Origin of the sequence: Haloferula sp. BvORR071, from assembly GCF_000739615.1 — a bacterium.
Lineage (GTDB): Bacteria > Verrucomicrobiota > Verrucomicrobiia > Verrucomicrobiales > Akkermansiaceae > Haloferula.
This window is the reverse complement of record NZ_BATP01000060.1, coordinates 30,337-56,788: the sequence shown is the minus strand read 5'-3', so window position 1 is coordinate 56,788 and position 26,452 is coordinate 30,337. Positions and strand designations below refer to the sequence as shown.

Annotated in this window: 19 protein-coding genes; 11 read left to right on the top strand and 8 right to left on the bottom strand. The window is 62.7% G+C overall.

Annotated features, from left to right (window positions below; translation table 11 throughout):
• Window positions 1-12: 12 nt before the first annotated feature.
• Window positions 13-1,470, bottom strand: coding sequence for a D-alanyl-D-alanine carboxypeptidase/D-alanyl-D-alanine-endopeptidase (gene dacB, locus BV071_RS30625; RefSeq protein WP_265595103.1), 1,458 nt, complete (start codon window positions 1,468-1,470; stop codon window positions 13-15).
• 87 nt (window positions 1,471-1,557) lie between these two features.
• On the opposite strand from dacB, the gene BV071_RS30620 reads away from it, so the two are divergent.
• Complete coding sequence (locus BV071_RS30620) at window positions 1,558-3,453, top strand: sigma-70 family RNA polymerase sigma factor (RefSeq protein ID WP_035615755.1); 1,896 nt, start codon at window positions 1,558-1,560, stop codon at window positions 3,451-3,453.
• A 24-nt stretch (window positions 3,454-3,477) separates the two neighbouring features.
• Entirely contained in the window at window positions 3,478-4,719 is a 1,242-nt protein-coding gene (locus BV071_RS30615; RefSeq protein ID WP_035615753.1) for a hypothetical protein, read from the top strand.
• A 151-nt stretch (window positions 4,720-4,870) separates the two neighbouring features.
• Here the strand turns inward: BV071_RS30615 and BV071_RS30610 are convergent, their stop codons facing one another.
• The 4 genes from BV071_RS30610 to BV071_RS30595 all read right to left on the bottom strand — a co-directional run bounded on the left by BV071_RS30610 (window position 4,871) and on the right by BV071_RS30595 (window position 9,460).
• Entirely contained in the window at window positions 4,871-6,175 is a 1,305-nt protein-coding gene (locus BV071_RS30610) for a type II secretion system F family protein (protein ID WP_035615751.1), read from the bottom strand.
• A 21-nt stretch (window positions 6,176-6,196) separates the two neighbouring features.
• Window positions 6,197-7,912, bottom strand: coding sequence for a GspE/PulE family protein (locus tag BV071_RS30605; protein ID WP_035615750.1), 1,716 nt, complete (start codon window positions 7,910-7,912; stop codon window positions 6,197-6,199).
• An 82-nt stretch (window positions 7,913-7,994) separates the two neighbouring features.
• The gene (locus BV071_RS30600) at window positions 7,995-8,423 is read right to left on the bottom strand and encodes a hypothetical protein (protein ID WP_035615748.1); all 429 of its coding nucleotides are present in this window, start codon (window positions 8,421-8,423) and stop codon (window positions 7,995-7,997) included.
• On the bottom strand, window positions 8,420-9,460 hold the full coding sequence (locus tag BV071_RS30595; protein ID WP_035616052.1) for a methyltransferase: 1,041 nt from the start codon (window positions 9,458-9,460) through the stop codon (window positions 8,420-8,422). Before BV071_RS30595 ends, BV071_RS30600 begins: the two co-directional genes overlap by 4 nt.
• Window positions 9,461-9,618: 158 nt before the next feature.
• Between BV071_RS30595 and BV071_RS30590 the strand changes: the two genes are divergently transcribed.
• The 5 genes from BV071_RS30590 to BV071_RS33995 all read left to right on the top strand — a co-directional run bounded on the left by BV071_RS30590 (window position 9,619) and on the right by BV071_RS33995 (window position 18,568).
• Window positions 9,619-10,446, top strand: a complete 828-nt coding sequence (locus tag BV071_RS30590) for a hypothetical protein (protein ID WP_052574083.1) — start codon at window positions 9,619-9,621, stop codon at window positions 10,444-10,446.
• An 89-nt stretch (window positions 10,447-10,535) separates the two neighbouring features.
• A complete protein-coding gene (locus BV071_RS30585; protein WP_035615746.1) occupies window positions 10,536-12,650 on the top strand; it encodes an ATP-binding protein in 2,115 nt (704 codons plus the stop codon).
• Entirely contained in the window at window positions 12,647-13,282 is a 636-nt protein-coding gene (locus BV071_RS30580; RefSeq protein ID WP_035615744.1) for a response regulator transcription factor, read from the top strand. The genes BV071_RS30585 and BV071_RS30580 overlap by 4 nt, the downstream gene beginning before the upstream one ends.
• A gap of 400 nt (window positions 13,283-13,682) precedes the next feature.
• A complete protein-coding gene (locus BV071_RS30575) occupies window positions 13,683-16,613 on the top strand; it encodes an autotransporter-associated beta strand repeat-containing protein (RefSeq protein ID WP_035615742.1) in 2,931 nt (976 codons plus the stop codon).
• A 95-nt stretch (window positions 16,614-16,708) separates the two neighbouring features.
• Window positions 16,709-18,568, top strand: a complete 1,860-nt coding sequence (locus BV071_RS33995) for an alpha-L-fucosidase (protein ID WP_081886349.1) — start codon at window positions 16,709-16,711, stop codon at window positions 18,566-18,568.
• A 19-nt stretch (window positions 18,569-18,587) separates the two neighbouring features.
• Here the strand turns inward: BV071_RS33995 and BV071_RS30565 are convergent, their stop codons facing one another.
• The 3 genes from BV071_RS30565 to BV071_RS30555 all read right to left on the bottom strand — a co-directional run bounded on the left by BV071_RS30565 (window position 18,588) and on the right by BV071_RS30555 (window position 22,023).
• On the bottom strand, window positions 18,588-19,457 hold the full coding sequence (locus tag BV071_RS30565) for a transglutaminase family protein (protein WP_035615740.1): 870 nt from the start codon (window positions 19,455-19,457) through the stop codon (window positions 18,588-18,590).
• Window positions 19,458-19,544: 87 nt separating this feature from the next.
• Complete coding sequence (locus BV071_RS30560) at window positions 19,545-20,579, bottom strand: alpha-E domain-containing protein (RefSeq protein WP_052574080.1); 1,035 nt, start codon at window positions 20,577-20,579, stop codon at window positions 19,545-19,547.
• A gap of 13 nt (window positions 20,580-20,592) precedes the next feature.
• A complete protein-coding gene (locus BV071_RS30555) occupies window positions 20,593-22,023 on the bottom strand; it encodes a circularly permuted type 2 ATP-grasp protein (RefSeq protein ID WP_265595102.1) in 1,431 nt (476 codons plus the stop codon).
• Window positions 22,024-22,324: 301 nt separating this feature from the next.
• On the opposite strand from BV071_RS30555, the gene BV071_RS30550 reads away from it, so the two are divergent.
• The 4 genes from BV071_RS30550 (at window position 22,325) to BV071_RS30535 (ending at window position 26,395) form a co-directional block, all read left to right on the top strand.
• The gene (locus tag BV071_RS30550; RefSeq protein ID WP_052574079.1) at window positions 22,325-23,125 is read left to right on the top strand and encodes an ATP-binding cassette domain-containing protein; all 801 of its coding nucleotides are present in this window, start codon (window positions 22,325-22,327) and stop codon (window positions 23,123-23,125) included.
• Between the two features lie 113 nt (window positions 23,126-23,238).
• The gene (locus BV071_RS30545; RefSeq protein ID WP_035615736.1) at window positions 23,239-23,577 is read left to right on the top strand and encodes a hypothetical protein; all 339 of its coding nucleotides are present in this window, start codon (window positions 23,239-23,241) and stop codon (window positions 23,575-23,577) included.
• Between the two features lie 112 nt (window positions 23,578-23,689).
• Window positions 23,690-24,406, top strand: a complete 717-nt coding sequence (locus BV071_RS30540) for a succinate dehydrogenase cytochrome b subunit (RefSeq protein ID WP_075091054.1) — start codon at window positions 23,690-23,692, stop codon at window positions 24,404-24,406.
• A gap of 18 nt (window positions 24,407-24,424) precedes the next feature.
• Window positions 24,425-26,395, top strand: coding sequence for a fumarate reductase/succinate dehydrogenase flavoprotein subunit (locus tag BV071_RS30535; protein ID WP_035615735.1), 1,971 nt, complete (start codon window positions 24,425-24,427; stop codon window positions 26,393-26,395).
• Window positions 26,396-26,452 lie beyond the last annotated feature (57 nt).

Sequence of the window (26,452 nt, the reverse complement as noted above, 5' to 3'; positions counted from 1 at the left end):
GCCCGAGCTCTACTAGAGCTGCGTGCGGACGGCTTCGAGGAGCCGTTCGCGCAGCGGCCCGTAGTCGAAAGAAGGATCGAGACCATTCGCCATCAGCGCATAGGTCAGCTCCCTGCCATCGGGCATGGTGAGGAATCCCACCTCGGTCTTCACGCCGGACATCGCGCCGAGCTTGGCTCGCACCTTGCCATCGAGGTAGCTCTTGAGGCTGGCGCGGAAGCGTTCACCCTGCGAGCCGTGACGGGCGATGTGATTGATCTTCGCCAGATCAAGCGGCCGGATCATCGTCGCACGGGCCAGTCCGCTGCCATCGATCAAGCGCAACCCGGAGAAGCTCACACCCTTGCTTTCCCAGTATTCCTTGAGCACCGCCGCCGGATCGCCTTGGCGCACGCGGCCCATGGTGAGAAAGAGGCACTGCGCTTCCAGATTGTCGCTCACGTAGTGCAGGTGATCGATGATTTCCGGCAGCGGAGTGGAGCGATGCGTCACCAGCGGGATGAAATCACCGCGCTGATTCACGCTCTGACCCAGCACCTTGATCCCCGCCTTCGCGAGCGCCGCCTTGAGGAGCGATTGCGCGAGAGCCGGCGGGTCAGGAATCGCCGCGGAAACCTCGAAGTCCTTTTCTCCAGCCGGCGCGGTGCCATGGAGAGTCACCGTCTTACCATAGGGTTCCGAGTAGATCACCACCTGGTCACCGCTTCCCGCCGGACCCGTGCTGAGATAATTCAGCCACTGCAAACCCTCTACTGATGGGCTAGTCCCGGAGACGGCAACAGCATCTCCCTGCCCCGCTCCCGGCTGGAGTGAGATGATCATTCGGTTATGGTCGACATTGATGCCAAAGGCACCCGCACCGTAGGCATTCCCGATATCGCCCCAATTCCAGTGATCGTTGGCGGGACGCGGTGGAAAGACCGAGGCATCCACCAGTACCATCCCATTCACCTGCTTGAGGCCGGACTGCGCGGCCTCCTTCGCCATGCTCTCGATATCTTCCGAAGACAAGGTGGGATCACCGCTGCCGACGAGGACCAGATTGCCGTGCAGCACTCCGCCGTCACCGGAGGGCGCCGTGGCATTCAAGGTCGTCTCGAAGCGGAAGTCCGGGCCTAACAAATCCAGCGCGGCCGCGGTGGCAACCGTCTTGAAAGCAGAAGCAGGACAGAGGGCGGTCTCAGCCAGTGGCGAGGCATAGAGCGGCTCGCCCTTCTCATTCAGCACGCACAGCCCGAGCAGGGCGCCGGAGAGCCCGGGATCAGCACTCCAGTCCTGAAAGGTCTTTGCCAGCGGACTCGACATCGTCTTGGCAGCCGCCTGAGACGAACCTGCCGCGGATAGCCGCAACGGCTCCAGCGGCTGGGCGAAAAGGAGCCAAGCTGCCACTCCCCAGCCGGAGAGACAGAGCAGGCCTTTGAGAACGCTGGACGCTTGCACGCCGCAGTCTAGGGCGGAGCGGCGGGCCACCGGAAGTGAAAGAGATGAATTGCGAATTTTCCCTTTCCGGATTTTTCCGGTCACATTCCCGGACCGGTGCCGGATCCGGGCTGAAACATGGAAGCAAGCGATCGCCAGCTCTTGAGCCGCTACACCGCCGGTGGGGACGAGACGGCCTTCCGTGTTCTCGTCGAGCGGCACCTCGGACTGGTCCATGGGGTGGCACTGCGGGTCACGCGGAATGAGCATTTGGCGAAGGACATAGCGCAGCAGACCTTCATCCGGCTCGCCTCGCGCGCCGCCATGATTCCCACCGACCTGCCGCTGCCGGCGTGGCTGCACCGTGTCTGCCGTCATCTGGCGATCGACTTGGTTCGCGCCGAGGAGCGCCGCAAGCAACGCGAACTCGCAAGCCCCCATCCCATGAGCAATGACCCCGAACCCACATGGTCCTCGCTCGCCCCGGTCGTGGACCAATTGGTGAACGATCTCCCCGCTGCTGAGCGCAGCGTGCTGGTGCTGCGCTTCTACTGCGATCAGCCTCATGCGGCGATCGCCAGCCAGCTCGGCGTGACGGAAGCAGTCGCAAGGAAGCGCGCCTCCCGGGCGCTGGAGCGGCTGCGCGGGATGCTCGCCAAGCGCGGCATCGCCACCACCGCCACCGCCCTCGCGACCTTGTTGCCTGTCCACGCAGCGGCACCGGTACCGCCGTCGCTGGCAGCCTCCGTTCTCAAAGCCTCGCAAGGAATTGCGCCCCTCGCCCCCACGCCGCTGCATGCGGCGGCTCTCGCCATGAATGCCACGCAGAAATCCACCATCGCCGCCGCCGCCCTGATCTTCCTGGTCTCCGCAGGCTATTCCGTGGTCGCCACCAGAGGATTGGCTACCGGAACCGCTCCATCTAACAGCACTTCACCCTCTCTTGCCACGACCGCATCCACCCGCCCCGAGCGCAGCCGCACGGAGCGCAAGATGCCTGCGGGCACCGCGGGTCGTCTGGAGTGGCTGAAGCAGATCCTCGAGATTGAAAGCCAAGCCAAGCGCCAGCGCGAGCTGCTTGCCTTCATTGATGCGCTGCGGCCGGACCAATTCCGGGAAGCCGCTGAATTCCTCGGTGCCCGCAACAAGGAGCAATACACCTCGGTGGAAGAGTATCACCTCTTCCTCGCCGCCTGGACCAAGGTGGACACCCGCGCCGCGCTGGAATATGCGGAAGCCAGCAACAACTTCTATCATCTTGGCAGGGTACTCATGAGCTGGGCGGACCTCGATCCTGCTGCGGCCATTGCTTGGGCAGAGAAGCACAGGTCCAATGTGCCGCTCGGCTATGTGCTGAGTGGCATCGCCGCCACGGATCCCGGGAAGGCCCTTGAGGTGGTCGAAGCCATGCCAGACAAGGAGCAGCGAGCCCAAGCTCTTTTGAATATCTGGGCAAGCATGCGGGAGCAAGCGGATGCCATCAACCGCTTGCTGCCCCAGGTCAGCGACCCCGCATTGGAAGACCGATTGGTTGAGCGGATTGCCACGGTTAGCTCGCAGGATCGCCCCGACCAGGTGGTGAGGCTGCTGCTTCGTCATCCAGCGGTCGGCAGTCCCAGGAAGATCGCCGAGGTCTTCGAAAGCTGGGCGAGTGAATCGCCGGGGAGTGCCATCACGGCACTCGGGAATCTTCCTTCCGGAGAGATCCGCAAACAATCGGTGATGACGGTCTGTGAAAAGACGCTCCTCAAGGACCCGGCGAAGGCCTTCGAGGTGCTGGAGAAGTATCCGGAGACCGCGACCGAGGAGAGCATGGCGAAACTCGCTCCGATGGCGGTCATCCTAGATCCGGCCGGCATGCTCGATCGGATCCAAGGGATCCGGGATACCACCTTGCGCGACGAAGCTCTCTTCACCGCACTGAGGCGCTATCAAGAGTCCAGCAAGGAAGCGGCTCAAGACTGGATGAGACGGAATCCCGTCCCCGACCAAGTGCGCCAAAGACTCGCCCAGATCCCTGCGAAGCCCGAGTAGAATGCAACAAGGATCCTTCAATCCATGAGAGCCACGACGCTTACCATCGCGATCACGGTTTCCCTGCTGGCAGGCTCAGCCTGCCTGGTGGCGCTACCCCATGTGCGCAAACATGCCGCCGCGGAGCCAGCTGCCCTCTCCGCAAAGGCCCCACTCAAGGAATCCCACGCTTCGAACAATAGTTCCAGCAAGTTGGGAGTGTCTGATGGAGCAGCCGGCTCGCCCAAAGCCACCCGCGTTCATGCAGACATCAATCAGGCGCGCGAGCAGATTCTCCAAATCTGCGCCACAGGCAACGTCGCTGACCGCTGCCGCAGCCTTGCCAGACTGTTAGAGAACTACAGCTCGGAGGACTACCTCATGGCGGCCGAGGCTCTCAATACCCTCGGCCTCGGGCCCGGTTCACCCGAGTGCCGCATGGTCCTCTCGGCGTGGGTGGAGAAGGAGCCGGCGATCGCCATGGAGCAACTCGCCAAGGCACCGAGCTCAGCATTGACGCCCTTGCTCGGCGTCTGGGCTGAGAGCGACCCCGCCGCAGCCATGGATTGGATCCAACGCCACGATCTGTCCGAGAAGCTCGCCATGGAGGGACAGGTGATCAAGATGGCGATGAAGAAAGATCCAAAAGTCGCCCAGGCTATGCTGGAGAAACTCACGCCTTCAGAACAAAAGTGGGCATTGGAATACATCGTTCCGAAGACCCTCGGCGTCGAAGAGCCCGCCAAAGCCAGGGCATGGGTCGAGGCCATGCCAGAGCAACTCCGCCAAGCTGCCGCGGGAATCGTAATCTCAGCCCTGCCGGGCTCTCGCACCGCGGAGAAGCTGGAATGGATGCGAGAGTATCCTCAGCTCGCGGATTCCAGCAATTACAGCTACATTTACCGGGCATGGCTTACTTCCGACGAGAAAGCGGCCACTACTGCCATCGACCAAGTCGCGGAAGGACCGCTGCGGAACGGGGCCTACCATGGAGTCTATTCTGCCTATCTCCTCCGGGGAAACGAGCAGGCAGCGCTGGAGTATTTCGAACGGTCCATGCCGGAATTCGACGAGGCGAAACTGAACTCCTTCCTCAGCGAAGCGCGCAACGACGCACCGCTCCTTTCGCTCGACCTTGTGCCGCGCCTCACCGACGAGTCGCAGCGGAATGCCCGCTACCAGGAATTACTGGGGAACTGGCGGAGGCAGGATCCCACCGCCGCAAAGGAGTGGATGGAGAAGCATGAGCTTCCGCAGGCGGTGAAGGAGGCATTGGAAGTGCGGTAAGACGCCCCTCACTTCCCCCTCACCAGCAGATCGATCCGGACTGAAGCCCCGTGCCTGGCATATTATAGCCTTCGCCTTCGGGTCGCCCCATGCCTCCAGTTGCTTGAAGACTCCCCTGGAGGTCATGGGCGGCGGAGAGCTAGTAGCCGGATCAGTGCTGCAGGTTCTTGATCGTCTGGAAGATCGCCGTGATCATCAGGTAGGCCATGGTGCCGATCAGGCTGGCCATGATGATGAGGATCGTCGGCATGATCAGCGCCATGATGCGGGACAAGCTCTTGTCGAGTTCCTTGTCGTAGCGCTCCGCGGCACGGCGCAGGGACATGTCCAGCTTGCCGGTCTGCTCACCCACCGAGACCATGTCGATCAAGAGCGGCGGGAAGGCACCCGTGCGGATCAGTGCTTTCGAGAAGGCCCGACCGTCACCGACCTGGTCGATCACCACGTTGAGCTGGCCGCGCAAGGCCAGGTTTTGGGTGGCATCCCGCGAAAGCTCCAGCGCACGCAGCAACGGCAGACCGTTGCCCGCGAGGTTCGCCATCGTTTCGAGGAACTGCACGTAGAAGCGGCTTGCCACCACCGGCCCGATCATGGGCGCACGCAGCTTGAAGCTGTCCCAGGTCATCCGGTTATCCGGATTGTCCTTCCATGCCTTGAAGAACAGACCCGCGGCCACGATCAGGATCAGGATGACGTACCAATACGCCTTCACCCCATCCGCCGCCATCATCATGAACTTGATCGGTGCGGGCAGCTTGCCGCCCGGCGTGCTCTCGATCAACTTGGTCAGCTGCGGGATCAGCACCGTCACGAAGACCACCGCCACACCGATACCGGCGAGCACGAGGAAGGCCGGATAGATCAGCGCCAGGATCAGGCGCGCCTGCAGTTCGGAGAGTGTCTTGAGGTAGTGGGCCTGGCGCTTGAGAATCGTATCCAAGGCACCGGATGCCTCACCCGCAGCAGCCAGCGAGCAATACAGCGGGCCGAAGCTCGGGCTCACCCGCTTGAGCGCGGTGGAGAAATTCATACCGTCGCGCACCAACTGGCGGATGCGGCTGGCGACTTCCTTCAGGCCGCCGAGTTCCTGGCGGTTCTCCATCGACTGGAGCGCCGGCTCAAGCTGGAGACCAGCCCCGAGCATATCGGAGAGCTCCTCGGTGAACATGATCACCTCGGCTCGCTTGATCTTGAGCGGACCTTCGGGAGTGTTGTCCGCCTCCTTGGCCTTGTTGTCCCTCGCCGCCGCGGATCTCGGCGCAGGCTTCGGCCCCGGCTCGTTCTTCGACTTCTTTTTCGCCGCAGAGACGGTTCCAGAAGCGGATTCCTTCAGGCTGACCGGTTGCAGGCCACGGCGGTCGAGCACGCGCAGTGCTTCCGGGCGGTCCGCGGCATCCACCTCGCCGGTCTGGACGCCGCCGGAGGCACTCAAGGCTTTATATGCGAAGATGGGCACGTCAGTCGGGAAATTCTATTCTCACTCGGTCGCGATATCGGTCGAGGTCACGGAGATGACCTCTTCGATCGTGGTCATACCTTGCATCACCTTCATCCAGCCGTAGCCACGCATCGGCACGAAGCCTTCCTTGACCGACTGCGCGCGGATCTCTGGAACGGTCGCCCCGTGGGCCACCATGTCCTGCATGGCTTGGCTAAGCACGACCACTTCGTAAATGGCGATACGACCTTGGAAGCCGGTGCCGCGGCAGCGGTCACAACCCTTCGCCTTGAAAGGCTGGCCTTCCAGATTCATCGGGATGCCCAGATCGCGGCGATCGTCCATGGTGAACTCCCGCGGCACCTTGCAGTGTGGGCAGAGACGGCGGACGAGGCGTTGCGCCAAGAAGGCACGAACGGCGGCAGAAACCAGGAAGGGCTCCACACCCATGTCAATCAAACGACTGATACCACCGAGCGCATCGTTGGTGTGAAGGGTGGAGAACACCAAGTGACCGGTGAGCGAGGCGCGGATGGCGATTTCCGCGGTCTCAAGGTCGCGGATTTCCCCGATCATCACCACGTTCGGATCGGCACGCAGGATCGAGCGCAGGCCGGCGGCGAAGGTCAGGCCAATGTCCGACTTCACCGCGATCTGCATCACCCCGGAAAGCTTGTTTTCCACCGGATCCTCGATCGTGACGATGCGGCGGTCCGGGTGGTTGATCTCGCTGAGGAAGGAATAAAGGCTCGTCGACTTACCCGAACCGGTGGGACCGGTGATCAGGATGATGCCGTTGGAAATGTGCAGCAGGCTCTCGATCTTCGAGCGCACGTGGTGTTCCATGCCCAGCTTGTCCAAGTTGAACTTCTCTTGGTTCAGCAAGCGGAGCGCCACGCTCTCGCCTTCCACGGTCGGCACTGTGGCAACGCGGACGTCGATGGTGTGGCCTTCAAACTGGAGATTGATACGTCCGTCCTGCGGCAGGCGGCGCTCGGCGATGTCGAGGCGCGACATGATCTTGAGACGGGCAATCACCGCGCTTTGCAGCGCCTTGATATTTTCCGGCACCGTCACCTCCAGCAGCTTGCCGTCGATGCGGTAGCGGATCCGCAGGTTGCTCGCGAGGGGCTCGACGTGAATATCCGTCGCACGCTGGTCCAGCGCCTCGCGGATGATCTGGTTCACGAACTTCACCACGCTGGCCTCCTCGTCCTCGTCGGCGTCGATGATGTTCGCCTCGTCGTGGCCTTCGAGATGATCGTAGTCGAGCTCACGGCCCTCGAGGATCTGCTCGAAGGTATCGGCACCCACACCGTAGAGGCGGCGCAGGGACTCGTGAATGCGGCGGCGCGAGGCCATGCACCACTCCACCGGCATCGTGATTTCCTGGGCGACGGCCTGGCGGGCGACCAGATTGAAAGGATCGAAGGTCGCCAGCTTCAGGTGCGGGGTCTCCCCCTCACCCTTCCCGGTGATCTCCACCGGCAAGAGGCGGTGGCGCAGGGCCACGCGCGGGCCACAGGCCTCACGCAGCGGCAGCGGGGCCTCGGCCTGCGGGATGCTCTCCAGCCACTCGATGTCGAGTTCGGCGGCAAGTTCGCGCATGTAGGGTTCCTCGTCCACGACGCCGGCGTCCAGCACATCATCGATGGGCGAACGCTGCCGTTGGGCCGCGCTCTCCAGCACTTCACCGAGTTTTTCCAAGTCTTGGCAGCCGCTACGGCGGGCGGGGTCGATCAACAAGTCGGTCATTCGGGCTGGGTCGTTCGGCTGGCGGTCTTGTCCCGTAAAACCACTCGCGAGGCAACTTGTCTCTAGAAAATTGTCCGGGAAATCAATCCGGTGGCAAATCTTTGGATTTCAACAACTCCCCAAGCACCCCCGGCGAGCGAAGCCGGTAGTACTGCTTGCCGATCCGGACCGGCAGGAAATCGCCCGCTCCACGGAACAGGTCGATCGCCAAGACCTTTGCTCCACCCACGAGGAGTTCGAGTTGCCCCAGATACACCCATTTCATGGGCTCCCGGTCGAAGACGGCGGCCTCCAATTCCGAGCGCAAGCGCCCAAGGTCAGCGGCAGGCAGTTTCTGCTCCACGATCTCTCTCGGGGTAATGTCATGGCGGGAGAGCTGCGCCGAATCGAAGGCCGGCAGCGCCGGACCACGGGGCCTTTCTCGTTCTCGGGAGATCCAGACCATCACGCCGATCGCTGCAAATACAGGAACCAACGCGATGAGAAGTAAGCGTTTGACCTTGGCGTTCATGGCTTCCCGGCGGTCATCACCCCGCGGTCTGCCGCGGTGGTCTGGAAGCTAAAACCGCGGAAGCCCGCTTCCATCGCCAATTCCTGGTATTCCTTGGTCGAGTAGCACTTCCCTTGGGTCGAGTGCATCAGCAGGGCCGAATACTCCGCGACCGGAAGCGGCCCGCTCTTGTCCGCGTTGATGAAGGCATCGTGGATGATCAGGGTGCCGCCCGGCTCGAGGGCCCGGAAGGAAGTAGCCAGAAGCTGGCGGACCTCCGGGAGGTCCCAGTCGTGCAAGACGTTGGAATACAGGTGCAGGTCATAGCCACCGGGCAGCTCCCCCTTCAGCATGTCCCCCACCCTCACGTCCACCTGCTCCGCGAAGCCAAGTTCCGCGACCCGGACGCGGGCGATCTTCTCGACTGAGGCCTGATCGAAGACCGTGGCCTTGAGATGCGGATGATTCGCCACCAGCGAGCAAGCGTAGATCCCCGAACCGCCGCCAATATCCAGCAATCGCGAGCAGCGCGAGAGATCCAGCACCTTCGCCATCGCGGGGCCTAACAACACACCCCGGCAATCCATCGCCGCGGTGAACTGGCGGGCAAAGCCCTCGTCCTCCATCGAGCGGTGCCAATCGGCGGCATCGTCCTCCTCGTAGCCACCCCAGTTCGCCGGCTTCCCCGTAGTGAGGACCTTGAGGTAGTCCTTGGTCACCGGCCTATCCTTGAGCGAGCGGTAGTAGGGTGCCAGCGACCAGGCCGACTCCGCCACCAGGTAGGCCCGCCCCGATTCGGTGACGCTGAAGACTCCCTCCCCACAGGCGACGAAGCCATTCGCCGTAAAAAGCGTCATCATCACATCCGCCGGACGCTCCGCGAAGGAGAAGTGACGGCAGATCCCGGCAAGGTCGGAAGGATGCGCCGCCAACCAGGTGAAGAAATCCAGGTGCACGAGCGCGGCGGTCACCAGATCCGCGGCATAGAGGCCGTCTCGATAGCGATAGGCCCGGGAAGGATCGGCGGCGGGCAGGCGGGTCAGGTTGACGTCGTTCATGGCGCCCATTACGCGCTTCGCCGACGATGGGGTGGCAAGACGATTCCATGCCTCCATGGCTCCAGCGCAGCCCGGGGCCAAACGGGCAATTTCGTCATCCAAGATTCCTCGACCCTCCTACCGCCCGCCCAATTCTCTGACCCCTCGCCTGCCGCGCCATGAGAATCAGCCTGCTCCTCGCCCTGCTGCCACTGGCGCTCTCCGCCCATCCGGACCCTCGCCACACGCTCGACGAACTCAACGCCCACCTGGCGCAGGCCCCGAATGATCAGGAATTGCTGCGCCAGAAGGCGGCGCTATACCTGTCCATCAATCAGCTGGCGGAAGCCGCCACCATCAGCACCCAGCTCCTGCAACTGGGCCCGGACAGCCCGGAAAACCAGCTGGTGGACGCCCGGCTTGCCTTGGCCAAGGATGAACGCGACAGCGCCGTGGCCAAGGCCCGCGCGATCGTCGCCCGCCAGCCAAAGTTTACGGACGGACTCCTCTTCCTCGCCCATGCGGAAGACACAGCAGGCCATCGGGACCACGCCATCGCCGCGATGCGCGCCTACCTCGAACACGCCGTGGAGCCCGGCCCTTCGGAGGTGCTGACCTGCGCCGCGTGGCTCCAGGCTCGCGGCCAATCCGGCGACGCGGAAGCCGCCGTCGCCGTGCTCGACCTCGGCTTGGCCAAGATCGGCTGCCTGAGCGGACTCCATCACAAGGCGATCGAGATCGAGCTCAGTCTTGGCCGCTACGATGATGCGCTCCGCCGCTTGGATGCTCTCGCTGCCCGCTTCCGGCCCTCGGTTGATCTATCCCTTCGTCGCGCCGCCATTCTGGAAAACGCCAGCCGTTTCAAGGACGCGGCGGATGCCTGCGATTCAGCCCTCGCCCTGCTCGATGCCCTTCCCGGGCCCCGCAAGCAATCCCCCGCCTTCCGCCAGCAGTTCGAGGCGATCGCCGCGCGCAAAGCTGCGAATCTCCAGAAGTCCGGCGCCTGAATCGCGTCGCATCATCATGCGACTCTTGAACCAGCGCCCGCACCTGTCAGATTGGAGAGACAGGCGGCAACCCTCCGCTTGAACAGGAGATGTTTTCACGACTGGCGATTTTCAGCCTGCTTCTGGCTGGCAGCCTCGGCGCGGCGCCGCTGCTGCCGCTGCGGGTCGTGGAATCGACGCAGATGAATTTCGGCCATCCGCTCTTCGAGCTTCTGGATGGCGATGTGAACCCGGGCAACGGCCTGGACATGGACCGAGCCCAGTTCCAAGAGCAGGTGATCGTCTTCGCCACGGAGAAGCCGATTTCCGCGCAGGTCTTCCAGTTCACCACCTGGCACATCTCCAAGGAACGCGGGGCCTATCCCGCCCAAATGGAGTTGGCCGTCACCTCCGACGAAAAGCTCGATCGCAACACCAATTGGAAGCCGGTGAAGCCGAACTTGGTGATGACCGACTCCTTCCCCCGCAATCCCGGGCTGGTACGGGCCGAGGGCGACTCGATCTACCTCTCGGAGGGTCTGGATCAAACCGTGCTAACCGTTCGCGCTCCGAATCCGCTCACCGGGGTCACCGGCTTCCGCCTGCGTTTCATCCCGGTGGATGCCAGCCATGTCAGCGGTCAGAAAGTCATTGGCCGCAGCCGCAATGGCAACTGCGTGATCAACGAGTTCCAAGTCCAGCCCGATCCCCTGCGCTCGTCGAATGTTGCGCTCGGTCGCCCGGTGCGTGCCTCCGGTCCGGTCTATGAAGGACTCTACCCGCATTTCCTCACCGATGGCTTCGCGGCCTCCTTCTCTCATCCCGCTGACTGGCATCCGGCGCGCGACTTCTACTTCGAAGTCGATCTCGGCAGCTCGCGCGCGCTTGACTATATCGTCCTGCGCAGCCGACTCGATGGCACTGCCCCGGAACGCTTGGGCGACTACGAGGTGCAGGTGCTGGCCGACGACGGCAGTGGTCAAGCTGGCGAGATCCGCTGGCGCGCACGCCTTCGCCAAGACGGCTCTCATGTCCCGCCAGGCGGACGCGATGTCGTCCAGGCGGAAGACGGCACAGGCACCAGTTTCTCCGGCCGCTTCGTGCGGATCTGCAACCCCACTGACGCAATGTGCCGTCCACAGGTCGGCGAGCTGGAGGTCTATCCCGAACTACACCCACGGATCGCGACTGTAAGTGCAGACGATCGCGAACTCGGCCAACCGGAAGATCTGCCCCCTGAAACCCGCGCCCTCGGCTTCACACTTTCCGCGGGCAAGGACGATCCCGCACCGGAGCTCATGGTCTTCCGTTGGCGGCGCGCGAATGACGAGAACCGCTCGTGGACGGAGTGCAACGCGGGCGAGTTGATGAAGGTGTCCTGCGAAAAGCCGGGAGCCTTCCCCATCGAATTCCAGGCCCGCCACACCGACGGCCGCTGGAGCCGCCAGATCCAGGCCCACACCTTCATCGTCCCCACCGCCTGGTGGCGCAGCCCGATTCGCCTCGGAGCCATCGCCCTCAGCGCCTTGGTCCTCGCCGCCGGACTGACCTGGTGGCTCTCGATGCGCCGCCTGCAGCACAAGCTGCAACTCGCCCAGGCCGCCCGCGCGATCGAGCAGGACCGCCTGCGCATCGCCCGCGACATGCACGATGACATCGGCGCGCGTCTAACCCACATGGCCCTACTCGCCGATCGCCTCAAGCGCTCGCCGGGCCACGATCCATCGCTTCTAACAAAACTCGCCGGCCAGGCCCGCGGCACGGTCGATGCGCTCGACCAGATCGTCTGGGCGGTCAATCCGCGGCACGACACCTTGGGCAGCCTCTCCGACTACCTCTGCAATCACGCCACCGGCTATCTCGCCGATGCCGGGCTGTCCTGCCACTTTGAGTCGCCACCCGACGGCCGCGAAGCGATGCTCCCCTTCGCCATCCGCCATCCCCTGTTGATGGCAGTGAAGGAAGCCCTGCAAAATGTGGTGAAGCACGCGGGCGCCAGCCGCGTCACCATCTCGCTCCAGTCGAAGGGCGACGCCATTGAGCTCGACGTCAGCGATGACGGGAAGGGCATCGCCCGCACCAATGACAGCAACTCCACCGATGGCGATGGTCTCGACAACATGCGCGGCCGACTCGCGGAGGTCGGTGGCACCTGCGTCATCGGCCGTTCACCCGCGGGCGGCACCCGCGTCACCCTTTCGGTCCCATGGACCGCCCACGCATGAAACCCTGCTCCATCAGCATCGTCGAAGACAACCGTCCCTTGGCGGAAGAACTGCAAGCGCTCTTCGACAGCCAACCGGACATGACTGTCCTCGCCACCTATCCTTCGGCGGAGGAAGCGCTCAATGCCCTGCCCGCGCGCCTGCCCGACGTGCTGGTCGTGGACATCCGCCTGCCAGGCATGTCCGGTGTGGAGCTTATCGCCACCCTCAAGCCCCGCTTCCGCGAGCTACCGATCCTGGTGCTGACGATGTACGAGGAGAGCGACCTGATCTTCGACGCACTGAAGGCGGGAGCCTCCGGCTACCTCCTCAAGCGCGCCGCGGGCGAGGAAATTTGCGAAGCCGTGCGGCAAATCCAGCGCGGTGGATCACCGATGTCGCCGAGCATCGCGCGCAAGGTGGTGGACTCCTTCCAAGCTCCAACCCTTCCCGATCCGGAAGGTGCGCGCCTCTCGCCGCGCGAGCAGGAAATCCTCGGTCTGTTAGCCAATGGAGCCCTCTACAAGGAGATCGCCGGCGACCTCGGCATCAGCCTGGATACCGTGCGCACCCACTTGCGCCGGATCTACGAGAAGCTGCACGTGCATACTCGCACCGAGGCCGTGGTGAAGTACTTGGGTCACAAGCGGTGAACCCCAATAGGACCGATAAGTCCTATAGGTCCCATAGGTCCTATTTTTGAGGCACCTATAGACCGCGTTTCACTGGCTGGACGCGCCTTGTCCCCACGCGTCACCCAAGCATGCGACTGCCGCAATCCGCTGCAATCGTCTTGGATGCGATCAGTCCAAAACCCGCATGGACTGACTGATCCGCCCAAGGTCATGCAGCCAAACCCAGCCAGCACCGCCGACCTCTCACCGAAGCATCGCTTCGTCACGTCACCTCGCGGTCTGGCCTCTGCATCCCCTCAAGCGGAAGTGTGATCCATTTCCAGGAGGTCGCGGTGGCGCTCCGGCTATTCCGGGGCGCCACCTGCATTTCCTGAAAAGAAAAGCCCAAGGACCCGATCGCCTTCCCAAGACCGAACCCATGAAACCCACTCGCATTCTTTCCTCCTCCATCATCGCCTGTCTGCTGGCTACCGCCTCCCGCGCCGCAGTCATCCCCTATGCCGAATATCATCTCGGCGAAGCCGGCAGCCTCGGCTCCAGCAACAAACCGCAGGACGCCACCGGCAATAACCGTAATTTCTCCGACGACATCAACGGCGGCTCCGCCACGGTCGGCTCCACCGACTTCCACCCGAATGCCACTGGCTCCACCGCCTACTTGGATACCTCGAACACCAGCATCAACGATGGATGGTACTCGGGCAACATGTACAGCACGCTGCCCACGGAGAACTTCGCCTTCGGTATCTTCGCTCGGGCCTCCGCAAATGCCAGTGCCAACCAAGCGGACATCTTCACACTCGGCAACGTCGGTGGCTCCCACAAGATCTCGCTGGAGAACAACGGCTGGAGCGCCAGCGCCCACAACATCAACTGGATCGCGCCGCCAGGAGGTGTCACCGGTTCCTTCACGCCGAATGTCTGGGTGCACCTCGCCATCATCCGTACCGGTGGCGTCAGCACCTTCTACATTGATGGCGTGGCGCACGGCACCTACAATGGTTCGGTAGCGCACGCGTCCCCGCACATGTCGGTCTCGCCCGGCGGCGGCTCCTACTTCGACGGGCAACTGGATGAAGCGCGCGTCGTGACCTTCACCCCGGGGGAAACCACTGCCAACATCCTCGCCGCATTGCAGGGCGGAATTATCCCCAACTCCTTCGTCAATGTCGGCACCGGCGCCAATTTCCGCATCGCGAATCTCTCCACGGACCAAGCTTCTACCTTCCGCCTCGGTGGTGCGATCCAAGACTCGGTGATCGTGAATCAAGACGGCGGCCTCACCGTGGTGGCTGGTACTGCGCCCAAGCATATCATCAACATCGCCCAGGAAGGCGAGATCCCCACGGGCACCTACACGCTGATCGACTACACTGGCACGATCGGCGGCCTCGGCTTCGCGGGTCTCCAACTCGCGCCTCTGCCCGGTCGCATTGCCGGTTCGCTGATCAACAACGTCGCAAACTCCTCGGTCGACCTGGAAATCACCGGCTCACAAGCCGGCGACATCACCTGGAAGGGCAATGGCAGCGGCACTTGGAACGTGGAAGCTAACGCAAACTGGGTCTTCAGCGGCGGCAGCACGCCGACCAAGTTCTATTCAGGCGACACGGTCCGCTTCGACGACAATGCGGTCACCAACACGGTGACCTTGGCTGGCACGATCACCCCATCGGCGGTGTCCATCACCGCGGATGAAGACTACACCTTCAGCGGCGCTGGCATCGGCGGATCCGGGACTTTGGAAAAGATCGGTGCTGGCATGCTGACCTTGACCAACGACAACACCCAGAGCGGCTTCATCACCGTCGATGGCGGCACGCTCCGCATCGGCGATGGCGGCAGCACCGGCTCGCTCGGCAGCGGCGGCCTGAGCTTGAACGGCAACTTGGTCATCAACCGCAGCGGCAACGTCACGGTCTCCAACAACATCTCCGGCGAAGGCAGCGTCCAGAAGCTCGGCGATGGCCGCGCACTTATGACCGGCGGCAGCAGCTACAATGGCAGCACCACCGTGACCGCCGGCATGATTGCTTCCGGCAATTCCTCTTGCCTCGGCTCCGACACCGGCGCAACCACAGTCGCTGCGGGTGCCTCGCTCGATTGCTACAGCGGCGGCTTCGGCGGCGAGCCAATCACCGTCAACGGCACCGGTGTGAATGGCGAAGGCGTCATCATCAACACCAGCGTGGCGGGCCAACTCAACGGCGTGAAGAAGCTCACGCTCGGCAGCGACTCCACCATCGGCGGCACCGGGCGCTGGGACGTCCGCGGTGACGGTGCCTATGTCGCCGGCAACTTCAAGCTGACCAAGATCGGCAACAACCAAATCAGCCTGGTCCAAGCCGCCGTCTCGGTAAAAGACATCGAGGTCCAAGGCGGACTGCTCTCGGTTGAATACGGTGCGAATGTGGACAACACCAACGCCGGCACGATCACGATGCTTGCGGGCACCCTCGGTTTCGGCAGCTTCAGCAATCCGATCACCTGTTCCAAGCCGATCGTCCTCAACGGCGGCGCGATCAACACCACCTGGACTGACGGCGACGGCAACGCCACCGTCGCTTCCACCGTCCAGCTCACCGCGGCCAGCAACACGATCAGCGCCCAAGGAGGTTCGACCCTCACGCTGAATGGCGCGGTCTCCGGAACCGGAGCCCTGGTGAAAGGCGACAGTGGCACCGTCACCCTTGGCCTTGCTCCCGCCTACACCGGCAATACCACGGTCTCCAGCGGCACCCTGTCTCTCACGGCCAGCGGCTTGGCCGACAGCTCCACGGTAAATGTGGCCACGGCTGGCACCCTGAACCTGAACTTCGCCGGCACGGATACCGTCTCCGCGCTCTTCATCAATGATGTGCAGCAGCCAGCCGGAGTCTACAACTCGGGCCACGCCAGCGGACGCTTCACCGGCACCGGCAGCCTGACCGTAAGCACCGGCCCAGTCGGCTCACCCTACCAGCTCTGGGAAACCTCAAATGGCATCACCGCAGCCGGTGCCAATGCCGACCCGGATAACGACGGCATCAGCAATGCCATCGAATTCGTCATCGGCAGTGATCCCAGCGGCCCCGGCTCCGAGTCGAGCGCCCTGCTGCCCACCATCACCAAGACCGCGACGAACCTCGTCTTCGTCTTCCGCCGCACGGACGAGTCGGCAAGCCTCAATCCCTTCGTCGAGTATGGCAGCTCCCTCACCGGCTGGACCACCGCTCAAAACGGCGTGGGCGGGGTAACCATCCTCCAGGAGGACAATGCGATCGCCGCGGGCATCGACCGCGTGACCGTCACCATTCCCCTGCCCGCCGGCACCCAGAAGTTCTTCGCCCGCTTGCGAGTGAATCCCTGATCACCCGTTGAAAGACAGTCCGGCACCGCCAGCGTGGGCGGCGGTGCCGGAACTTTTTTTGCGTTCCGCCCCGCAATTCCGCTACCATTCCGGCGATGAGCCGCTCTTCGAGCCGATACTGGATCTGCCTTGCACTGCTGGCCGCAAATATGCCCGCACCCGCGGCCGATGAATCTGCGCCCGGCCCCGCCGATCAGGAGATGTCCGCCTTTGCCGGCAGCGAGGACTGGAAAGCCGACCACGACCAGCGCGTGAAGTGGTTCCGCGAGGCCCGCTTCGGCATGTTCATCCATCTCGGCCTCTACTCCGCCGCAGGCGGCTACTGGCCACCCGATCCCGCCAAGGGAACCCGCTACGAGCAACAGCAAGCGGAGCACATCCGCACTTGGGCTTCCGTCGGTGAACCAGACTACGGCAATACCCTCAAGCCACTCTTCAAGCCCGAGCCCGGCTGCACCACCGAGTGGGCCAAGCTGGCGAAGGAAGCCGGCATGAAATACGCCGTCTTCACCGCCAAGCACCACGAAGGCTACACGCTATTCAACAGCAAGGCGGAATACTCGGTCCACAATCCGGTCACTGGCACCACCAACATCTCTCCCGCGGGCCGCGATCTCTTCCGCGAGTTCGCCGATAGCTTCCGCCGCGAGGGCTTGATCCCCGGCGCCTTCTACTCGCTCGTTGACTGGCAGTATCCAGACAAGGTGCGCTACCAGCGCTACCTTCACCAGCACCTCACCGAGCTCGCCTCGAGCTATGGCCCGCTCGGCATCCTTTGGGTGGATTACTCATCCGCCGGGAACGAGGGCCCCCGCTGGGGCACGCGCTCGATCCTCGATATCTGGCGCAGCCACCAGCCGGGCGTCATCATCAACAACCGCTTCTGGAGCGGCTTGGAAAATCCCAATGGCGACTTTCTCACGCCGGAGAAGTATGTCCCGCCGGCCGGCTACAATGGCCGCCTCTTCGAAGCCAGCCACACGCTCAATGAGAGCTTCGGCTTCAGCTATCACGACGACGCTTGGAAGGGTCCCGCCGACATTATCCGACTGCTCGCTGAGGTCGCCAGCAAGGGCGGCAATCTTCTCCTGAACGTCGGGCCCGATGCCCATGGCCGCATTCCCGATCCCTCCGCCCGCACCCTGCGCGAGGTCGGCAAGTGGCTGAGCACCCACGGTGAATCCATCTACGGCACCAGCGGCTCGCCCCTGCCCTATCCGCCCTTCAAGGGCTGGATCACCGTCTCCGCGGACGAGCGGGATCCCACCTTGTTTTGCCATCTCCGCGAATGGCCGGAGGGCGGCCTCCTTTCGCTTGAGGGTTTGGAAACGGATTGTAGTTCCGCGACGCTGTTAGGCAGCGGCTTTGTCGATGTGGAGCAGTCGCAAGGCGGCCCGCCCGCCATCCGCCTGCCCGCCACGCCCCCGGATCCATCGGATCCACTGCCGGTCGTTGCCGTGCGATTGAATGGACCGGCGGTCTTCGATTCCTCGCCTTACCCGCGCCAAGCCCCTGACCGTTCGGTCACGCTCCTGGCCACGCAAGCGCTGCTCGCTCCCTCCGTCACCGCCACCAATCCCATGCGTCACGAGGAAAGCCACATCGGCTTCTGGTCGGATACCGGTGAGAGCGTCTGGTTCCCCTTCGTGATGCGCTACCCTTACACCATCCGCCGCACGAATGGCGCCGAGGAAAAGCTCCCGGGCCGCTTCGACGTCATCCTCGACGCGGCGGTTGGCCAAGAGTCGGGAGGCGAGGTCGAGATCCGCCTCTTGGATCAGACCTTGCACTACCGGGTCCTCCCGACGGCTCACTGGCGTGACTTCCGTGAGACCAAAGTCGGCACCATCACCATCTCCCAGCCCGGTCTTCTTTCCCTGCACGTCCGTCCCCTCAATATCAAGGGCATCGGCCTCATGAACCTGCGCTCGGTGAAGCTGATTCCGGTGGATTGAGTTCTTTCCCAATCACGGATTACTCCACCTTCTCCACCTCCACCAGCACACTCATCTTGCAGTGCCCGCTTCCGAGGTAGGTGCCTTTGATCGGAGCGACGTCGTCGTAGTCCCGGCCCACCGCGATCTTGATATAACGCTCATCCGCCAAGGTCTGGTTGGTCGGATCGAAGCCAATCCAACCGACTGCCGGAAAGAAGACCTCCGCCCAAGCATGCGAGGCCTGAGCCCCCACAAGATGATCGAGCGGACCATTGTAAAGGTAGCCTGAGGCGTACCGCGCCGGAATCCCTACAGAACGACACAATCCCAGCATCACGTGCGTGAAGTCCTGGCAAACCCCGCGCCGCAGCGCAAAGGCTTCCTCGATCTTCGTGCTCACGCTGGTCGAGCCTGTCTCGTAGCGGAAATTCCCATGGACCCAGTGCATGATCGCCACCGCCTGCTCGAACACCGGTCCGATGCCACTGGTGATGTCGATCGCTTGCCGCCACACCTGCGGATTCCGCGACACAAAAGGGCTATCCTGCAAATACACCCAGGTTCGCTCCGAGATGTCACCACCCCGGTACTCGTGCAGCATTGCCTTCTGGTCATGCTCCGGCAGTACCAGCGGCAGGTTTTGAATCTTGATCCGGCTTTCGATCTCCAGCCGGCGGTGATCTCCCGGCAACTCGAAATAGTGGGTGAAATTGTCGAAAAGATCCCGGAAGCGCCGGACTCTCGTGGCCGGCAGCACTCTTACCGGTGCCGAGATGGTCCTCTGGAACGGAAAAGTCCGAGGCTCCAAATGAAGCGTATTCTTACTCTCCCGCACCGGCGCGTCGTATTCGAATACGGTGCGGTGAAGGACTCGGAAAACAGGTCCTGGCTCGAGGGGCTGGGCCATCAATGTTCCGGGTGTGGACGCAGTTCGTAGGCCGGGATCGGCAAATTCCAGATTCACGCAGGGCGGATTTCGGGGTGACCGCGCTGGCTATTGCTGTTGCTGGGCCATTTGCCAAGCGACCACTGCGCTCATATTGGCAGCAGGAATCGGCGGGCGTTTCTCGGCCCCATCCGGCAGCAGCACGTAGGTCCGGAACAATTCCTCCCCGATCTCGTTGAACTTCGCCTGGGTCAGATCCAGATAGGCGTGGAGGCCATTCTCCAGCACCTCTTCCGTCGAGCCATAGGACAGCTCGGACAACAGCCGTCCCGACACCCGCTCGGCGTCGTTCGTGTAGGTGCCCCGCGGCGCCCCGGAGATGCTGTGGAGATTCCGGTCGATCCGGTCCACGCAGAAGCGCACCGAGCGCGGGAAGTCGCGCGAGAACATCAGGAAGCCGATCACCGACTCCGCGCTCGGCTCACCGCGGTGGGCCGCCCGGAATGCCCCGAGCGCACCACAGGAACGCAGGATTGCCGTCCAGTGGAAGGTCGCAGCGCCGTTGCCCGGCACCTCGCCTTCCGGCAGGAAGCTGGTGATGTCCAGGAAGCGAGTGGTCTTGTCCGCCCGCTCCAGGTGCCGCCCGAGATCCATGAATTCCCACGCCTCACTGCGCGCAATTGAGGCCGCAGCAATCCCGTGAAAGGAGAAGGTCGCCCGGCGGATCGTCTCGTAGTAGCGCGTGGGATCGGCACTTAGCAGCAGCTCGCCATCACGTGAGTTGATAAAGAGGTAGAGCCCGTTCAACTCTTCCCACAGCTCTTCGGAAAGCTGGTCGCGCACCATCCGCGCATTCTCACGCGCCAGGGCAATGGTCGAGACGATGCTGTTAGGATTCTTGCGATCGTCTGTTAGGAAACGGATCACCTCGGCACTGCCGGCCTCGCTATAGAGATCAGCAAAGAGGGTCTCATCGCCCGTACTCAGGATGATCGGCTTCCAGAACGCCCGCAGGCGCTCGCTGTCGAGCCGCTCATGATCGAGCAAGAGCTGGCCGTTGACATCGATCAGGCGGGCGAGGTTATCGGCCCGTTCAATGTAACGAACCATCCAATAAAGGCTGCTGGCAACGCGGGAGAGCATGGGAGATGGAAAGTTATTTCAAGACCCAGGTGTCCTTGCTGCCGCCGCCTTGGGAGGAATTGACCACCAGCGAGCCCTTGCGCAGGGCCACGCGAGTCAGGCCGCCCGGCACGATCTTCACGTCGTTGCCGTAGATGATATAGGGCCGCAGGTCGATATGGCGGCCCTCCATGCCGTCGTCGCCGCACCATGTGGGCGAGCGGGACAGGTTGACCACCGGCTGGGCGATGAAATTCCGGGGGTCCTCGATGATCTTGTCCTTGAACTTGGCGATCTCCTCCTGCGTCGCGGAGGGGCCCATCAGCATCCCGTAGCCGCCAGATTCATTCGCGGCTTTCACCACAAGATCCTTCAGGTTTTCCAGGATATACTTCCGGTCGCTCTCTTCGGAAGCAAGGAAGGTCGGCACGTTCGGCAGGATCGGATCTTGGCCGAGGTAGTATTCGATGATCTTCGGAACGAAATAGTAGATGACCTTGTCGTCCGCCACGCCGGTGCCCACGGCATTCGCCAGCGCCACATGGCCAGCCTGATAGGCGCGCATGATGCCGGGAACGCCCAGCACCGAGTCCTTCCGGAAGACGGTCGGGTCCAGGAAATCGTCGTCGATCCGGCGATAGATCACATCCACCCGCACCAGCCCCTTGGTGGTGCGCATGTAGACGAAGTCGTCCATCACCACCAGGTCGCGGCCTTCCACGATCTCGATGCCCATCTCGCGGGCCAGGTAGCAGTGCTCGAAGTAGGCGCTGTTGTAGCACCCGGGTGTTAGAAGCACGCAGACCGGCTCACCCTCCCGGTGCGGCGAGACGTGGTGCAGCATGTCCAGCAACTCCCGCGGATAGGCATCCACCGGCCGCACCCCCAGCGATTCGAACAGCGAGGGGAAAGCGCGCTTCAACGCATTCCGGTTCTCCAAAAGGTAGGAAGCACCCGAGGGGCAGCGGCCGTTGTCCTCCAGCACGTAGTAGGTGCCATCCGCACCGCGGATCAGGTCACTGCCGCAGATGTGGATGTAGATGTCCTTCGGCACATTCATGCCGCGGAACTCAGGCCGGTAGTGCTTGGCCTCCTCGATGTAGAAGCGCGGGATGATCCCGTCACGCAGGATGTGCTGCTCGTGATAGATGTCGTGGAGGAACAGGTTAAGCGCGATGATCCGCTGGGTCAGTCCCGCCTCCAGATGCTCCCACTCGTCCGCCGGAATTACCCGCGGCACCGGATCGAAGGGGAAGATGCGCTCGGTCCCCCGGTCGTCATGATAGACGTTGAAGGTCACCCCCTGGCGCAGGAAGTGTTGGTCGCAAGAGGCCCGGCGGGCTTCGAAATCCGCTGGCGGCAGTGCCGAAAAGCGGTTCAGAAGGGCGCGGTAGTGGGGCCGCACCTCGCCGCCGGGGGCGAACATCTCATCGAAAAATCCATCTGCCTCGTAGGCCTCAAACATGCGTATTCTTGGGGTCGGCATCGGATTAGCAGGGCTCGGGCCAAGTCGGATCACTTTCCTATCAGATCATCCTGAACCAAGTCCGTGGCCTAGGTAAAGAGACGTTTTCGGATCAAGGACCGGGATGGATGGGATGAAGAATTTTGACCCTTCAGGAGTGGGATTCGAACCCACGGTCAGCTTCCCGCCCTGAACTCAAAATCCCATCCATCCTATCCATCCCGGTCCAAAATTTCCCTCTGCCCCACCCCTCACCCACTTTTTCCGTGCCGCCCGGAACTCTGCATGCTTTGAAAGCCGCGTGGCTTACCTCGAAATCCGCGACCTCCAGACCCATTTCAAGAAGCGCTCCGGCTCGATCTTCGCGCCGACGCTCGAAACCATCCGCGCGGTGGACGGGGTCAGCCTCTCGATCGAGCGTGGCGAGATCCTCGGCTTGGTCGGCGAATCCGGCTGCGGTAAGTCCACCCTCTCCCGCACCGTCATGCAGCTCATCCGGCCCACCGCCGGATCAATCATCCTCAACAACGAGGATCTGGCCCTGCTGCCGCCGTGGGAGGTCCGCAAGCGCCGCCTGGATTTCCAGATGGTCTTCCAAGACCCTTACGCCTCGCTCAATCCGCGGATGACGGTTTACTCGACTCTCGCCGAGGCCATCAGCCAACGCCACGGCTCGGTCCCGAAGCGCCAGATGCAGGACCGGGTCGCCCATCTCATGGAAACCGTGGGCCTGGATCCCCGCTTCCAGAAGAAATACCCCCACGAATTCTCCGGCGGCCAGCGCCAGCGCATCGCCATCGCCCGCGCCTTGGCTCCAGAGCCTAAGCTGATCATCGCCGACGAGCCGGTCTCCGCGCTCGACGTCTCGATCCAGTCCCAGATTCTCAATCTGCTCAAAAAGCTCCGCACCGAGCTGGGCCTGACCATGATCTTCATCACCCACGACCTCGGCGTCGTCCGCTACCTCGCCGACCGCATCGTGGTGATGTACAAGGGCAAAATCGTCGAGGAAGGCGAAGCCGACGCCCTTTTCAACAACCCACAGAACGCTTACACCCAAAAGCTTCTGGCCGCGATTCCGAAGCTCTCGGCCAGCGCCTGATCCCGCTCCACCTTACGGAGCAGGCTTGCGGCGATGGGCAAGCGACCATTGCACCAAGGTATCGGGAGGTTTCGCTTGCCCGCGGCCACCCGGCAGCGCGAGATTCGGGGCGCATGGATCCTTTCCTCCTCAAAACGCTCCACGTCGCTGGAGCCCTCGGGGTCTTCGCCGGTCTCGGCGCGATCGCCGCCGCCGCGGATGACAAGAACCGCAAGCTGGCTGGCATGCTGCACGGGATTTCTCTCCTGCTCCTGCTGCTTCTGGGCTTCGCGATGCTGAAGAAGCCGCCGATGGACCAGCACTGGTGGCAGGTGAAGCTGGTGCTCTGGCTCTTCCTGGGTGCTGCCCCGGCCCTCGCCAAGCGCAAGGTCTTGCCCGCCGCTGCCCTACTCGGCATCTGCGTCGCCTTGGGCGCCGTGGCGGCCTACATGGCCATGGCCAAACCGTTTTGATGCAACCGATACGCTTTTTTCATGCCTGATCCTGCCCTTCGGGGAGTCTCCCCTTGCATGGCAGATACTAGCTATCTAACTTCTTCCGCGCGTTGATACCGAATCGCCGCCCATGAAAGCTGCCGCAGTTTCTTCATACCCAATCGTTTCCCGTGTTTGGAAGTCCTCCATCGGACGGAAAATGATTGTCGCCCTCACCGGTTTGGTCCTCACCGGTTTCCTTGCCGGTCACCTCGCCGGAAACCTGCTGGTTTACGTCGGCCGCGAGGCCTTCAATGACTACGCCCAGTTCCTCCACCATATGCTCCATGGAGCCGGTGTCTGGATCGCGCGGGCCGGCCTGCTTGCCGCAGTAGTCCTGCACGTCGCCGCCACCATCTCGCTAACCCGTGAGAACCGGGCTGCCCGCCAGGCCTACGCGCACCCGACGACCATCCAGACCACCAAGTCCGCGAAGATCATGATCTATTCGGGTCTCACGATCCTCGCCTTCGTGATCTTCCACCTGCTCCACTTCACGGTCCGGGTGAGCTTCCCGGCGGATCGCTATGTGGACCACGACAAGTTCGGCGAGCTGCGCTTCGACGCCTGGCGGATGGTTATCGACGGTTTCAGCAATCCGCTCGTGGTGCTCTTCTACATCATCGCCATGACCCTGCTTTGCTCACACCTCAGCCACGGCGTCGGCTCGATGTTCCAGACCCTCGGTCTGCGTTCCAAAAAGTCAGCCTGCATGGTGAAACTCATCTCCAAGGGTTACGCAGTCCTGATCTGGGCGGGCTTCATCTCGATCCCGCTCTCGATCCTCGTCTTCCGTTTCGGCCGCTAATCTCCTTCCCTGCTCGTCATGTCACTCGATAGCAAGATCCCCTCGGGTCCCATGGATCAAAAGTGGTCCAAGCACAAGATGGACTCGAAGTTGATCAACCCCGCGAACAAGCGGAAGTTCACCATCCTCGTGGTCGGCTCGGGTTTGGCAGGCGGTGCCGCCGCGGCCACGCTTGCGGAGCTTGGCTATCAGGTGAAGTGCTTCTGCTATCAGGATAGCCCGCGCCGCGCGCACTCGATCGCCGCGCAAGGTGGCATCAATGCCGCAAAGAACTATCAGAACGACGGCGACTCGGTTCAGCGTCTCTTCTACGACACCGTCAAAGGCGGTGACTTCCGTGCCCGCGAGGCCAACGTCCATCGCCTCGCCGAAGTCTCGGTCAACATCATCGACCAATGCGTGGCGCAAGGCGTCCCCTTTGCCCGTGAATACGGCGGCCTGCTCGACAACCGCTCCTTCGGCGGCGCCCAGGTTTCACGCACTTTCTATGCCCGTGGCCAGACCGGCCAGCAGCTCCTGATCGGTTGCTACCAAGCGCTGGAGAAGGAGATCCATAAGGGTGGCGTAAAGATGTATCCGCGCACCGAAATGCTCGACGTGGTCCTCGTGGACGGCCACGCCAAGGGCATCGTCGTGCGCGACATGACCACCGGCAAAATCGAATCCCACGCGGGCGATGCAGTGATCCTCGCCACCGGCGGCTACGGCAACGTCTTCTTCCTTTCGACCAACGCGATGGGCTGCAACGTCACCTCGACGTGGCGCGCCGCCAAGCGTGGAGCCCTCTTCGCGAATCCCTGCTACACGCAGATCCACCCGACCTGCATCCCCGTCAGCGGCGACTACCAGTCGAAGCTCACGCTGATGTCGGAGTCGCTCCGCAACGACGGCCGCGTCTGGGCACCAAAGTCGCAAGAGATCGCGGAGAAGATCCGCAACGGCACCTTGAACCCTGCCGATATCGCGGAAGACGCGCGCGACTATTACCTCGAGCGCAAGTATCCCTCCTTCGGTAACCTCGCCCCCCGCGACATCTCTTCCCGCGCGGCGAAGGAAGCCTGCGACGACGGTCGCGGTGTCGCGAAGAGTGGCCTCGGCGTTTACCTCGATTTCCGTGATGCCATCGCCCGCCTCGGCGAGCCAACGATTCGCGCACGCTACGGCAACCTCTTCCAGATGTATGAGAAGATCGCCGGCGAGGATCCCTACAAGCGGCCGATGATGATCTACCCTGCGGTGCACTACACCATGGGCGGCCTCTGGGTGGACTACAACCTGATGTCGAACATCCCCGGCCTGCACGTCCTGGGTGAAGCAAACTTCTCCGACCACGGCGCCAACCGCCTCGGTGCCTCTGCCCTCATGCAGGGTCTGGCCGACGGTTACTTCGTGATCCCAACGACCATCGCCAACTTCCTCGCGACCCAGAAGCCCGGGATAATCAAGACCGATCACCCGGAGTTCAAGAAGGTCGAGGAGGAAGTCGCCGGCCGCACCAACAAGCTGCTTTCCATCAATGGCAAGCGCAGCGTCGACAGCTTCCACAAGCAGCTCGGCGAGGTGATGTGGAACAAGTGCGGCATGGCCCGCTCTCGCGAAGGTCTCACTGAAGCCATCGCCGAGATCCCGAAGATCCGCGAAGAGTTCTGGCAGAACGTCCGTGTCCCCGGCTCCGGCGACATCACCAACATGGAACTCGAAAAGGCCGGCCGCGTCGCCGACTTCCTCGAGTTCGCGGAGATGATGTGCTACGACGCCCGCGATCGCGAGGAATCCTGCGGTGGTCACTTCCGCGTTGAACACCAGTTCACCGACGCCGATCCCGAAGTCCAGGCTGGCAAGACCCAGCCCGGCGAAGCCAAGCGCCACGACGAAACCTTCTGCCACGTCTCCGCGTGGGAATACAAAGGTGACGGTGCCGCTCCGGAACTCCACAAGGAACCGCTCGCCTTCGAAGCCGTCCACCTCGCGATCCGCAGCTACGCCTGATCGGTAGAGCCTACGCGTGATCCGAACTTCGACTTTCCAAGTCACAGTAAACGTGAT